At 52.8% G+C, this 12412-nt stretch carries 10 protein-coding genes and 1 tRNA gene; 6 read left to right on the top strand and 5 right to left on the bottom strand.

Annotated features, from left to right (window positions below; all coding sequences use genetic code 11):
* Positions 1 to 275 precede the first annotated feature (275 nt).
* The 3 genes from HHI26_RS14870 (at position 276) to HHI26_RS14860 (ending at position 3442) form a co-directional block, all read left to right on the top strand.
* The gene (locus HHI26_RS14870) at positions 276 to 1244 is read left to right on the top strand and encodes a hypothetical protein (protein ID WP_167864313.1); all 969 of its coding nucleotides are present in this window, start codon (positions 276 to 278) and stop codon (positions 1242 to 1244) included.
* Between the two features lie 31 nt (positions 1245 to 1275).
* Positions 1276 to 1617, top strand: a complete 342-nt coding sequence (locus HHI26_RS14865) for a hypothetical protein (protein WP_167864314.1) — start codon at positions 1276 to 1278, stop codon at positions 1615 to 1617.
* 433 nt (positions 1618 to 2050) lie between these two features.
* Positions 2051 to 3442 (top strand): VasL domain-containing protein, encoded by a 1392-nt coding sequence (locus tag HHI26_RS14860; protein WP_171149290.1) that lies wholly within the window; start codon positions 2051 to 2053, stop codon positions 3440 to 3442.
* Between the two features lie 377 nt (positions 3443 to 3819).
* Here HHI26_RS14860 and HHI26_RS14855 read toward each other — a convergent pair.
* From HHI26_RS14855 to aspA, 5 genes are all read right to left on the bottom strand, one after another.
* Positions 3820 to 3895 (bottom strand) — tRNA-Phe (locus HHI26_RS14855).
* A gap of 109 nt (positions 3896 to 4004) precedes the next feature.
* Positions 4005 to 4583 (bottom strand): transcriptional regulator, encoded by a 579-nt coding sequence (locus HHI26_RS14850; RefSeq protein ID WP_133842587.1) that lies wholly within the window; start codon positions 4581 to 4583, stop codon positions 4005 to 4007.
* A 40-nt stretch (positions 4584 to 4623) separates the two neighbouring features.
* Positions 4624 to 6339 carry a protein-disulfide reductase DsbD gene (locus HHI26_RS14845; protein ID WP_171149289.1) on the bottom strand — a complete coding sequence of 572 codons (1716 nt, stop codon included), beginning with the start codon at positions 6337 to 6339 and terminating at the stop codon, positions 4624 to 4626.
* 150 nt (positions 6340 to 6489) lie between these two features.
* On the bottom strand, positions 6490 to 7791 hold the full coding sequence (locus tag HHI26_RS14840) for an anaerobic C4-dicarboxylate transporter (protein ID WP_167864317.1): 1302 nt from the start codon (positions 7789 to 7791) through the stop codon (positions 6490 to 6492).
* Between the two features lie 116 nt (positions 7792 to 7907).
* The gene (gene aspA / locus HHI26_RS14835; RefSeq protein ID WP_133842584.1) at positions 7908 to 9344 is read right to left on the bottom strand and encodes an aspartate ammonia-lyase; all 1437 of its coding nucleotides are present in this window, start codon (positions 9342 to 9344) and stop codon (positions 7908 to 7910) included.
* A gap of 368 nt (positions 9345 to 9712) precedes the next feature.
* Between aspA and HHI26_RS14830 the strand changes: the two genes are divergently transcribed.
* The 3 genes from HHI26_RS14830 to groL all read left to right on the top strand — a co-directional run bounded on the left by HHI26_RS14830 (position 9713) and on the right by groL (position 12384).
* Entirely contained in the window at positions 9713 to 10174 is a 462-nt protein-coding gene (locus HHI26_RS14830; RefSeq protein WP_133842583.1) for an FxsA family protein, read from the top strand.
* Between the two features lie 225 nt (positions 10175 to 10399).
* Positions 10400 to 10693 (top strand): co-chaperone GroES, encoded by a 294-nt coding sequence (locus tag HHI26_RS14825; protein ID WP_133842582.1) that lies wholly within the window; start codon positions 10400 to 10402, stop codon positions 10691 to 10693.
* Between the two features lie 47 nt (positions 10694 to 10740).
* A complete protein-coding gene (groL, locus tag HHI26_RS14820; RefSeq protein WP_159336785.1) occupies positions 10741 to 12384 on the top strand; it encodes a chaperonin GroEL in 1644 nt (547 codons plus the stop codon).
* Positions 12385 to 12412: the final 28 nt, after the last annotated feature.

Here is a 12412-nt window from a genome sequence, read left to right as displayed (position 1 = left end):
GCAGATCTTCACGGCAATATAAAAATTTGTCTTTAGTTAGAACGTTACCTGCCTGTTACGTGCTTGAGGTGATGATACGCCTGGAATCTGTGGTTTTTAGGGGTGATTATATATTTAACAAGTAGTTAAATATGGCGCGAAAGCGCATTCAGACTCTGTGGTGATATTATGACAAGAAAGTTATGAAGCAGAAAAATAGTAGAATATTTAAAGTAAAGCGGGCATTAAGAGGGAGAGAACGTCCGTAGAGGAAAATAAAAAAAGCAGCTATCACGATGATAGCTGCCTCGCTGAGCGCGTTGCGATTCATCAGCAGGCGATCGTGTCAGCGCATCATAAGAGTGGTATCTTTTCCCCCTTCTTTTTTGCTCCTTCAAGGTCAGTGGATGATTAAGCATCGTTATGCGGGTTGTTTTTTGTTCTCTCTTTTAATTTCTGGAATAAGTCATGCCGGGGTGATGATTACCTCTCCTGAAGGGGGCGTATTAACCTTTTCTCAGGCGAAAAAAGGGGAGCATTACGATGCCAACACATGGGGGAAAATCGTCTTCTCTACTAAAAATATGCAGGCAGACCTCAGCCAGGAGGACCGTTATTACACTGAAGACGGTTCTTCCCAGGTGTCCCCCTCCGGGCGTTATCTGATCGTCAACAGCATCTCTGGTGGGGAGTTGTGGCAGGAAGATGGTACGGTGACCTGGAGCGACCGCGCCTATTGCAGTGTGGTTGATATGAAGAATGGCTGCATCACCAGTGACTGGAGCGGTGAGGCGTGTGGTTACACGTGGGTCGGCGGCAAAGATATCCTCGCCAGTTCAGAAAAACCCAACGCAGACACGTTTAACTTTACCGCAATGCGCCCTAAGCTGCGTGAGTCGAAAGGGGATTTCGCCCTGATGGGAAATGCCCGGGTAATGAATATTATGCGTTGTGACGTGCCGGGGAAAGGTAATATTAATGACTACCAGCAACTGGCTACATTAAATAAATTATCGGCAAAGGCCGTTCGCAGCCAGATAGCCCATTACGTAAATAGCCTGACGGTGGCCGCATCGATAGAGTCCAAAGCCTTATTATTCACCCGTGCAGATGAACACAGTCAAACTAAGGCCTATTTGGTGGCGGGGGACGAAATAAAGATCATACAACGTTCACCTGATAATCAATGGGTGAATGTGGGTTACATCAATGCAAAAGGCTCTCCCCTTGTTGCCTGGATCAAGGCAGATACGCTAATAAAGTGAAGGTAAATGGTTCCAAAGGAGGAGAGTAACAATGTTACCCAGTAAGAAAGCCGTTAAAGAGAACGATGCCCGGTGGAGGGAGAAACTGAAACGTCGGGATAACCTGGCCGCCATCTTCTTCTTTGTTATCCCATTATGTTTATTTTTGACTGGCGGGCGCGATCTGGCCCGGCTGACGCCATTCTTGTGGCTGCTTTACTGTATTGCCTATCTCATCGTCTTTCGACGCTCATTACGGTTTTTTTCGACTGACGAGCTGCGTTTGATCGCAAGACACGGCAACAATCATCCTTTTTACGCGCTGTGCTGGATAATGGTGATAGGTGTCGGCCTGATGCTTATTGTGGCTATCGTGCAATTCCTCACTGCCTGATCTTGCAACGTCTCATATCTGTTCCTCCTGCCGTTAATCTCTCTGTTTAACACAGCCAACAGGGCACTCATGCCCCAGGTTTTGGTGCTGATCCGTCATCTTATGACACAATATCTTGATATTAAAACTCTGTTATGAATAATCGATGGGGTATTTTTTGGGATATTTAATGGAATGATAGGATTTAACTTATAAAAGGAGTTTTCGTGAGCCTGTTTCCCAGAACACTGTCAGAATATGTAGCGATGACTATTTACTTAGTAAGGGTTTCCGATTGTATATCAATAAGTGGTTCAAAAAATATTATTATTTTTGAGGAAGGCAGTGCAGGCAGTTATTGTGGTGCGCTTGTCTGATTGTTCTTATTTAACACGATAATTTTTTTGAACTTTCTTAAATAGATAAATACATTTTCTTAACTCAGAAGCCCACTATGAACCCATTATCTGAACGTTATCTGAAAACCGGCGGTGACCCGACTATGCTGCCGGACTATATTTCCCTGAACGATGAAATGAGTAAGTTCGCTCATTCTGCACGGCCGGACGTGGACTGGACTCGGGTACAAAAATTGTGCCTGGCACTGTTTGAACGCAACGGTGTGGAATTACAGACAGCCGCCTGGTATACCCAGGTTCGCATGCAACTTGCCGGGTTATCCGGGTTGAACGAAGGCCTGGCGATCCTCGAGGCCCTGATTAGCCATAAGTGGGAAACGCTGTGGCCGAAGCAGGGACACGCGCGGGTGGACATCCTCAGTAGCCTGAGCCGACGTATCCAGCAACTGATGCGCACGCTTCCGATTAGCTACAGCGACCTTAACCTCAGTCAGTTGTACCAGGCCGAGCATCTGCTCGCGCGTCTGAATGAAGTATTGGATCGGCGGGAATTAAAACAGCTGAGTCAGTTTGATGTACTGGCCACGTTGATGCACAGCATTGCCATTCGGTTGGAAAACAGTGACGTGGCGGGAAAAAACAGTACGTCAGTCGCCGGAACTCCTCTGGCGAAGGGCACCAGTAGTACGGTGGCTAAGCTGGACGTGGTGTTACCCGAGCCGGTTGCAGAATCTCCAGTGCTGACACCGAAGGAAACTGAGGAACCCGTGAGATGGGTCTATGTGGCGCAGTCTAAGGCAGCGATGCAGATACCGTTTAACAATATGCCCTGGAAGCCCTTTGCGGCGGGGATGTGCGTCATGCTTGTGCTGGGCAGCGCGGTACAGCTGGGCTGGGATAAGGTATTTCCTCCGGCTCCGCTGTTGTTGCAGCTGGAAGCGTCCGTTATGCCTCTTGCTACCCCGTTATCGCCCGCTCAGCGTCAGGCTTTGCTTCAGAGTCAGCCTCAACTGGCGGAAAACTTTGTTGAGCAAACGCAGCAGCAGCTGGAGCGGGTAGAGGGCTACAGCCCTGACTGGTCTTTATCCTACGGCCAGGGGTTAATCAACCAGTTGCAGTCATTCAAGCCGCAAGATGAGGCTGCAAAAAAGCTGGTACAGAAATGGCAACAGCAGGTCAATGCGGCAGCGTTACCCGAAGATGTGATGAGCGGCTGGCATAAGGGCATGTCGCAGTTGCAGCAACTGAGTGCGAAGCTGAATACGCTCGACAGCGAGCGCGGGAAATACATTACGGTCAGCGAACTGAAGTCGGTGATATACACCGCAAGGCAGGCGTTTAACCGATCGATCCCGGTTGAAGAACAGCTGCGTCTTTACTCGGTCAGCTCTTCTGATATACAGAAACGGCAGACGGAAATGGCGTTGGAGCAGTTGCAGAAGCGTTACTTCTTGCTGAGTCAGGAAAAAGGAAAAGAGAGTCTGTAACCCAGAAAGCAAAAAACCCGCCACAGGCGGGTTCTTCTAAATAGGGTGCCCGGACTCGGACAAAAACGCCGGGAGCGTTTTTGCATGGCGCTTCAGCGCCAGCCCCGGAGGGGCGAGTCTCATGGATGAGACGAGTAATCGAACGCAGTTCGATGGAGAGTCCGTGACGCAGAAAGCAAAAAACCCGCCACAGGCGGGTTCTTCTAAATATGGTGCCCGGACTCGGACAAAAACGCCGGGAGCGTTTTTGCATGGCGCTTCAGCGCCAGCCCCGGAGGGGCGAGTCTCATGGATGAGACGAGTAATCGAACGCAGTTCGATGGAGAGTCCGTAGCACAGAAAGCAAAAAACCCGCCATAGGCGGGTTCTTCTAAAGATGGTGCCCGGACTCGGAATCGAACCAAGGACACGGGGATTTTCAATCCCCTGCTCTACCGACTGAGCTATCCGGGCAACGGGGCGCATTAAACCGTAAAGGCCGTTCGGCGTCAACGGCTTTGTCATAAAAAAGTCGTAAAATCCTGCCGACTGCCTGCTTTTTACCCTGATACGGCAAAGTGCTTTAGCTTAACGCCCCATTTTTGCGGCACAAAGCAATGGTCAGTACGTCTTCTGCCAGGCGGCGGGCGTTTTCCACTTCCTGCACCTTGCGCTTCACCAGCAGACGGGACAGACAGCCCTCCAGAATCAACTCCATCTGATGTGCCACCAGCTCAGGATTATCGGTTTCCAGCTCGCTCAACAGGGCATGAGTATATTGCCAGGATGCCTGTTTTTGCAGTTCCGCAATTTCGTGGATCGGATGGTCCGGTTGCGGGTAGAAACTACAGGCGGCAATAAACAGACAGCCGGGATAGCGTTGATTATTGACGGCTTCTGCCAGCACCTGATAACGGGCCATCAGTTTTTTCTGCGGGCTGAGGCTGTCGTCCAGCAGCAGCTTACGTCGCCAGACTTCAATCTGCTGCCCGTGATAGCGTAGCGCGTCATACAGCAACGCATCGCGATCCGGCCAGAAGCGCTGAAGTTCTTGTTCGCTGCATCCCAATTCTTCCGCCATCATGGCAAGAGAAGTGGTGGCGGCGAGTCCGTTCAGCTCAAGGATGCCAAGAGCCTGTTCCAGTACCTGTTCACGCTGCACGTCCTTCTCCTCGTTTAGCTTTATCAAAATCTAGTGTCGTTTACTGTGCCAGTTTCTGCAAATGCGCCCGAAACGCCGCCGGTTTCATAAACCCGGTCACGCGTGAGCCCGGGATTTCATGGCCCTGTGCATCAAAGAAAAGCAGGGTGGGCAAGCCCAGGACATTCAGATGGTTCAGCAGGGCGCTGTCGCTGGCGTTACTGGCAGTGACATCTGCCTGCAATAACTGCATGTGGCCAAAGGCCGCCTGCACTTGCGGATCGCTGAAAGTGTATTTCTCAAATTCTTTGCAGGCCACGCACCAGTCGGCATACAGGTCGAGCATCGTGAGGTTGCCCGCACTGCTTGTCAGCCGTTGATTGAGCTGCTCAACGCTACTGATTCGGGTAAACGTTAACTGTGGGCCCGCTTCCTGCTGGGCAGCACTGCCAAACGCCCAATCTTGCAAGGGACGGGCAACAATCAACATGATGCCTAACAGCAGAATTTGCAGCACGCGCAGCCAGCCACGCTGGCTTTTCAGGCTGCTGATAAACGCCCATCCGAAGAAGGCGACGGCCAGCAGGCTCCAGAGGCGCAATCCCCAGGTGTCGCCGACCACCCGCTCCAGCAGGAAGACCGGGAGAGCCAGGATCACAAAGCCAAAACCCTCTTTTACCGTCTGCATCCACGGGCCACTTTTCGGCAGCAGGCGGTTGCCGAACAGCGTAATGGCGACCAGCGGCAGACCCATACCCAGCGCATACAGATACAGCGTTCCGGCACCGGCCAGCATATTGCCACTCTGAGCGATGTACAGCAGGATAGCGCTCAGCGGGGCAGTGGTGCAGGGCGAGCAAATCAGCCCGGCCAGCGCACCCATCAGGAAGACGCCCGGCAGTGAGCCGCCCTGCTGACGGTTACTCCACAGCGTCAGACGGGTCTGCAATGAAGAGGGGAGTTGCAGGGTGAACAGGCCAAACATCGACAAGGCCAGCAGAATAAACAGCACAGAAAGTCCGATCAGCACGGCGGGTGCCTGAAGCGCGGCCTGGAAGCGTAGCCCGGCGGCCGCCACGACAATGCCCATCAGGGTGTAGGTCAGCGCCATGCCCTGTACATAGACCATCGCCAGCGCAAACAGGCGAGCCAGACTGTAGCGGCGATTGCCGCCGAGGATAATCCCCGAGATTAACGGATACATCGGCAGTACGCAGGGCGTGAACGCTACGCCAATGCCGATCAGCAGTGCCCACAGCGGTGAGAAGGGCAAGCTGTTGCTGCCGGACGTCTCTGAGGCAGTGGCAGGTACCGGTGTGGCTTCCGGCGTGCTATGCGCCGCCACTGCATCCAGCGGCACGGTGCGTGTCTCCGGCGGATAACAAAATCCCGCTGCGGCACACCCCTGATAGACCACCGTCATTTGCGCGCCTGCAGCGGCTTGCCTGAGGGTGAAAGGCAGCGTCAGGCTGTCCGGATAAATTTCCGTTTTGCCATAGAACTCGTCTTCATGCGGTTTGCCTGCGGGCAGACTCCACTCGGCGAGCGTCGCGCCCTGCACGCTGATCTTTATCTGCTGGCGATACAGGTAGTAGCCCGGTTTGATCTGCCAGTTGAGGGTGAGAATGTCGTTTTTTTGTGTGAAATCAAAAGCGAAGGCCTGATTGACCGTCACAAACTGGCTGTTGTTGTTGTGGCCGAACAGCGACGCGCTGGCGTTCACGCTGAACAGGCTGGCAAACAGCAGGAAAATAAAGGGGATAAGTCGCTGAGTCATAACGGGTCTTGCTCTCTCCATGTGGGACCGGCCGGACGGCAAAGGGAGATGATAGCATGGCACCGTGAGTTTCGGGGGGCCGGGGTCGGGCAGGTCGGCCTCTACAGGATCCAGGGGCCGATCATTTTTTCCGATCGGCCCGGGGAGAGATTAGAGAATAATGCCACCCAACAGGAAACCAAACGCCACCGACAGCACAATGGCCAGCGTGCCAGGGATCAGGAACGAGTGGTTAAACACAAAACGGCCGATACGCGTGGAGCCGGTATCGTCCATTTCCACCGCGGCCAGCAGCGTAGGGTAGGTCGGCAGCACAAAGAGAGCGGATACCGCCGCAAATGATGCCACCGCAGTGACCGGGGAAACACCCAGCATCAGGGCTGCCGGCATCAGCGCTTTGGTGGTTGCCGCCTGCGAGTAAAGCAGCGTTGAGGCAAAGAACAGGATCACAGCCAGCATCCATGGATAATCGTGCAGCAACTCACCTGCCACCTGCTGGATATCGCCGATGTGGGCTTTGACAAACGTATCCCCCAGCCAGGCAACGCCGAGTACGCAGACGCAGGCACTCATGCCGGATTTAAAGGTGCTGGCACTGAGAATTTCACCGGTATCAATCTTGCAGGTTAAGCAGATCAGCGCGGCAACGGTCAACATAAACACCACGATGGCTTCATTACGCGGCAGCACCGGGTTTTGAATCAGGCCAACCGCATCGCTGATCGCGGTGGCGTACAGTACCACGGCGACAATGCCGACCAGCAGCAACAGTACTGAGCGCCTGGCTCCCGGTTTTTCTTTAAACTTGCTGGCCCCACGCAGGGCCACTTCGCCTTTTGCCAGCCGGGCCTGATATACCGGATCATCCTTCAGCTCTTTACCAAGGAAGTTGGTGAGCAGCGCAGCGATAAAGATAGCCGCCATCGTGGAGGGGATCGCAACCGCCAGCAGCATCAGGTAGCTGATGCCTTTGGGTTCGAGGATGCCCGCCATAAACACCACGGCCGCTGAAATTGGCGAGGCGGTGATGGCAATCTGCGAAGAGACCACGGCAATCGACAGCGGACGGGAAGGGCGTATGCCCTGTTCTTTGGCCACCTCGGCAATCACCGGCAGCGTGGAGAACGCGGTGTGCCCGGTCCCCGCCAGCAGGGTCATCACATAAGTCACCAGCGGTGCCAGCAGGGTGATATAGCGCGGATGTTTACGCAACAGCCGCTCGGCCAGATTGACCAGATAATCCATCCCGCCAGCAACCTGCATCGCGGCGATAGCGGCAATAACGCCCATAATGATTTCGATAACGTCGAACGGGATGGCACCCGGTTTGATTTGAAATCCCAGGGTGAGAATCAGCACCCCGAGACCTCCGGCAAAGCCGATGCCGATCCCTCCCAGCCGGCTTCCCAGATAGATCGCGGCAAAGACGACGATAAGCTCAGGTAATAACATAAGGTGTTCCTTAATTTTTTTGCTAATAAACCGTTAAAATTTTGTGTGCTGTGAAAAGTAAAAAGGCACGGTGTTCGGGTGAACAACGTGCCTTAAAAAGTTAGATATCCGGTCTGTTATTGTTCGTTTTCATCGGTATAGCGTTTTGCTTTGTACACCGGGAACATCAGGTTCTGCGTAGAGAAAATATCATCCAGCTCGCTTTCGGTCAGTAAACCGCGCTCCAGTACCACTTCCCGCACGCTCTTACCGGTTTCGGCGCAGATCTTGCCGACGATATCGCCATTATGGTGGCCGATATACGGGTTGAGGTAGGTGACAATACCGATGGAATTAAACACGTAGGCTTCGCACACCGCTTTGTTGGCGGTAATGCCATCGACGCATTTTTCCAGCAGGTTGTAGCAGGCGTTGGTCAAAATATGAATGGACTCAAACATCGCCTGTCCGATGACCGGTTCCATCACGTTCAGCTGGAGCTGGCCCGCTTCAGAAGCCATCGTCACCGTAATATCGTTGCCGATGACCTTGAAGCACACCTGATTGACGACCTCAGGGACGACCGGGTTAACCTTGGCAGGCATGATTGAAGAGCCAGCCTGTAATTCCGGCAGGTTAATTTCGTTCAGGCCAGCGCGTGGGCCGGAGGAGAGCAGACGCAGGTCATTACAGATTTTCGACAGCTTAACCGCCAGGCGTTTCAGCGAACTGTGCACCATCACGTAGGCACCGCAGTCGGAGGTGGCTTCGATCAGGTCTTCTGCCGGCACGCAGGCCAGGCCGCTGACTTCTGCCAGCTTTTGTACGGCCAGTTGTTGATAGCCGTCCGGTGTATTCAGACGAGTACCAATGGCGGTCGCGCCCAGGTTGACTTCCAGCAGCAGTTCGGCGGTGCGCAGAATGCTGCGGATCTCTTCATTCAGCAGCACGTTAAAGGCATGGAATTCCTGGCCAAGTGTCATCGGCACGGCATCCTGAAGCTGGGTACGGCCCATTTTCAGGATGGTGTTAAATTCCACCGCTTTCCGCTGGAAGCCTTCACTCAGCTGGCCGATAGCGTCCAGCAGTTTCAAAATGGAGCTGTAAACCGCGATGCGGAACCCGGTTGGGTAGGCATCGTTGGTGGACTGGCATTTGTTTACGTGGTCATTCGGATTGAGGTACTGATACTCTCCTTTCTGATGCCCCATCAACTCGAGGCCAATATTGGCCAGCACTTCGTTGGTGTTCATGTTTACCGAGGTGCCAGCCCCCCCCTGGTAAACGTCGATCGGGAACTGATCCATACACCGGCCGTTGTTCAGCACTTCATCACAGGCACTGATAATGGTGTTTGCCACGTTGCGCGGGATAGTTTGTAGCTCTTTATTCGCCAGCGCCGCCGCTTTTTTAACCATGACCATACCGCGTACAAATTCAGGGATGTCACTGATTTTGTTGTTGCTGATATAGAAGTTTTCAATCGCACGCAGAGTATGAACACCGTAGTAAGCATCCGCGGGGACTTCACGCATACCTAACAGGTCTTCTTCGATACGAATGTTATTAGTCATGAGAACCTTCTTTAAAGGAATACCGGTAAAATCATCACAATTTAAGTGCCTGTTTCTGCGGTCGACATCCAGAGAATATCGGGCCGGAGAACGGCTGCCGCAAGATTTTATCTGTTTGCGTCACACCGAGCACGATCATATTCTGTCGTGATGCAAAAGCCTGAAGCCAGATCACTTAAACTGCCTGCCATATCAAACAGTTTCAATGATATGTGATCGTACTCACAATGAAAGGTGTCGCATCTATTTCAACATTTCCCGTTGAAAAAGGGGGTCCTCGCTCCCACCTTCTATACTATCGGTCACTACGATCGCCATTTTATGCCGCCGTGCACTCTGCAGGGGGGCCATTGATACAGGAGAATACGGTGCGCTGGTTACCGTTCTTAGTAATATTTGCCCTGGTATGGATCGAGATTTCTCTCTTCATTCAGGTTGCCCATGTGATGGGCGTGTTGATGACCATGCTACTGGTGATCTTCACTTCCTGCATTGGCATTTCTCTGGTGAAAAACCAGGGGATGAAAAACTTTATGCTGATGCAGCAGAAGCTGAATGCGGGCGAAAGCCCGGCGGCAGAGATGATCAAGAGTGTCTCGCTGGTGCTGGCGGGTTTCCTGCTGTTACTGCCAGGCTTCTTTACTGACTTCATTGGTCTGCTGCTGCTGTTGCCTCCGGTACAAAAGCATCTGACGCTGAAGCTGATGCCGCATCTGAAAGTCTGGGGCGGTGGGGGCGCTGCGCCTGATAGCGGGTTTACCGTTGATGGTGAATACGAGCGTAAAGAATCGAATCTGATTGAGCATGACCGCAACGACGACAGGCGTTAATGTTTTGCCCGTCAATCACGGCGCTTTCCTGACGGGGCGCCGTTTTTTTTGCCTGCCGAACAGGATGTACAAAAAAACACCTAAAGAGGCAGTTAACAAAAAAAATTACTTCTGGCCCTTGAAAGGCCTCCTCGGCGGCCGCATCTCTTCCGTCACGAGGCCGGTAGCCAATGCAGCCCGGCTTTCATCCCAAAACTGATTGGACTTCTCAAAGGAGAGCTAACAATGAAAATTCGTCCATTGCACGATCGTGTTATCGTCAAGCGTAAAGAAGTTGAATCCAAATCTGCAGGTGGCATCGTGCTGACCGGTTCTGCGGCGGGTAAATCTACTCGTGGCGAAATCCTGGCTGTTGGCAACGGTCGCATCCTGGAAAATGGCGAAGTGAAGCCATTGGACGTGAAAGTAGGTGATGTGGTCATCTTCAGCGAAGGCTACGGCGCGAAAACTGAAAAAATCGACAACGAAGAAGTTCTGATCATCTCAGAAAACGACATTCTGGCGATTGTTGAAGCGTAATTAACGCGTAATTCACTGAACGTAACGAATTTAAGGAAAAAGATAAAATGGCAGCTAAAGACGTAAAATTCGGTAATGACGCGCGCGTAAAAATGCTGCGCGGTGTGAACGTACTGGCAGATGCAGTAAAAGTTACCCTGGGCCCGAAAGGCCGTAACGTGGTTCTGGATAAATCTTTTGGTGCACCGACCATCACGAAAGATGGTGTTTCTGTTGCGCGTGAAATCGAGCTGGAAGACAAGTTCGAAAACATGGGCGCTCAGATGGTGAAAGAAGTCGCTTCCAAAGCTAACGACGCTGCGGGTGACGGTACCACCACTGCTACCGTACTGGCACAGTCCATCATCACCGAAGGCCTGAAAGCCGTCGCTGCGGGTATGAACCCGATGGATCTGAAGCGCGGCATCGACCAGGCGGTTATCGCCGCGGTTGAAGAGCTGAAAAAACTGTCTGTGCCTTGCTCTGACTCTAAAGCGATTGCTCAGGTCGGTACCATCTCTGCTAACTCCGATGAAACCGTGGGCCAGTTAATTGCTCAGGCGATGGAAAAAGTGGGCAAAGAAGGCGTGATCACTGTTGAAGAAGGCACCGGTCTGCAAGACGAGCTGGACGTGGTTGAAGGTATGCAGTTTGACCGTGGCTACCTGTCTCCTTACTTCATCAACAAGCCAGAAACTGGCGCAGTTGAGCTGGAATCTCCATTCATCCTGCTGGCTGACAAGAAAATCTCCAACATCCGTGAAATGCTGCCAGTGCTGGAAGCCGTTGCGAAAGCCGGTAAACCACTGCTGATCATCGCTGAAGATGTTGAAGGCGAAGCGCTGGCAACGCTGGTGGTGAACACCATGCGCGGCATCGTGAAAGTGGCTGCGGTTAAAGCTCCTGGTTTCGGCGACCGTCGTAAAGCCATGCTGCAGGACATCGCTGTTCTGACCGGTGGTACCGTAATCTCAGAAGAGATCGGTATGGAACTGGAAAAAGCAGGTCTGGAAGATATGGGCCAGGCGAAACGCGTTGTGATCAACAAAGACACCACTATCATCATCGATGGTACCGGTGAAGAAGTGGCGATCAACGGCCGTGTGACTCAGATCCGTCAGCAGATCGAAGAAGCAACTTCTGATTACGATCGTGAAAAACTGCAGGAACGTGTCGCGAAACTGGCAGGCGGCGTTGCCGTTCTGAAAGTGGGCGCAGCGACTGAAGTTGAAATGAAAGAGAAGAAAGCACGCGTTGAAGATGCTCTGCACGCTACCCGTGCAGCAGTAGAAGAAGGCGTGGTTGCTGGTGGTGGTGTTGCACTGGTACGCGTGGCGTCTAAATTGTCTGAACTGCGTGGCCAGAACGAAGACCAGAACGTGGGTATCAAAGTTGCGCTGCGCGCAATGGAATCCCCACTGCGTCAGATCGTTGCTAACGCCGGTGAAGAGCCATCTGTTGTGACTAACAACGTGAAAGCAGGCGAAGGTAACTACGGTTACAACGCGCAGACCGAAGAGTACGGCGACATGATCGACTTCGGTATCCTGGACCCAACCAAAGTGACCCGTTCTGCTCTGCAGTACGCGGCTTCTGTTGCTGGCCTGATGATCACCACCGAATGTATGGTGACTGATCTGCCTAAAGGCGATACGCCTGATTTAGGCGCAGGCGGCATGGGTGGTATGGGCGGCATGGGCGGAATGATGTAATCCCCCCGCTCCACTGCCCTTAGCGGTA

It is taken from the genome of Erwinia sp. JH02 (assembly GCF_013074405.1).
GTDB classification, from domain to species: domain Bacteria; phylum Pseudomonadota; class Gammaproteobacteria; order Enterobacterales; family Enterobacteriaceae; genus Erwinia; species Erwinia rhapontici.
This window is presented reverse-complemented; position numbering and strand designations above follow the sequence as displayed.

What these genes read in the sequence shown, in the direction of transcription:
- groL (WP_159336785.1), top strand. Translation starts at nt 10,741, where the DNA reads ATGGCAGCTAAAGACGTAAAATTCGGTAATGACGCGCGCGTAAAAATG.
- HHI26_RS14860 (WP_171149290.1), top strand. Translation starts at nt 2,051, where the DNA reads ATGAACCCATTATCTGAACGTTATCTGAAAACCGGCGGTGACCCGACT.
- aspA (WP_133842584.1), bottom strand. Translation starts at nt 9,344, where the DNA reads ATGACTAATAACATTCGTATCGAAGAAGACCTGTTAGGTATGCGTGAA.
- HHI26_RS14870 (WP_167864313.1), top strand. Translation starts at nt 276, where the DNA reads ATGATAGCTGCCTCGCTGAGCGCGTTGCGATTCATCAGCAGGCGATCG.
- HHI26_RS14825 (WP_133842582.1), top strand. Translation starts at nt 10,400, where the DNA reads ATGAAAATTCGTCCATTGCACGATCGTGTTATCGTCAAGCGTAAAGAA.
- HHI26_RS14840 (WP_167864317.1), bottom strand. Translation starts at nt 7,791, where the DNA reads ATGTTATTACCTGAGCTTATCGTCGTCTTTGCCGCGATCTATCTGGGA.
- HHI26_RS14865 (WP_167864314.1), top strand. Translation starts at nt 1,276, where the DNA reads ATGTTACCCAGTAAGAAAGCCGTTAAAGAGAACGATGCCCGGTGGAGG.
- HHI26_RS14845 (WP_171149289.1), bottom strand. Translation starts at nt 6,339, where the DNA reads ATGACTCAGCGACTTATCCCCTTTATTTTCCTGCTGTTTGCCAGCCTG.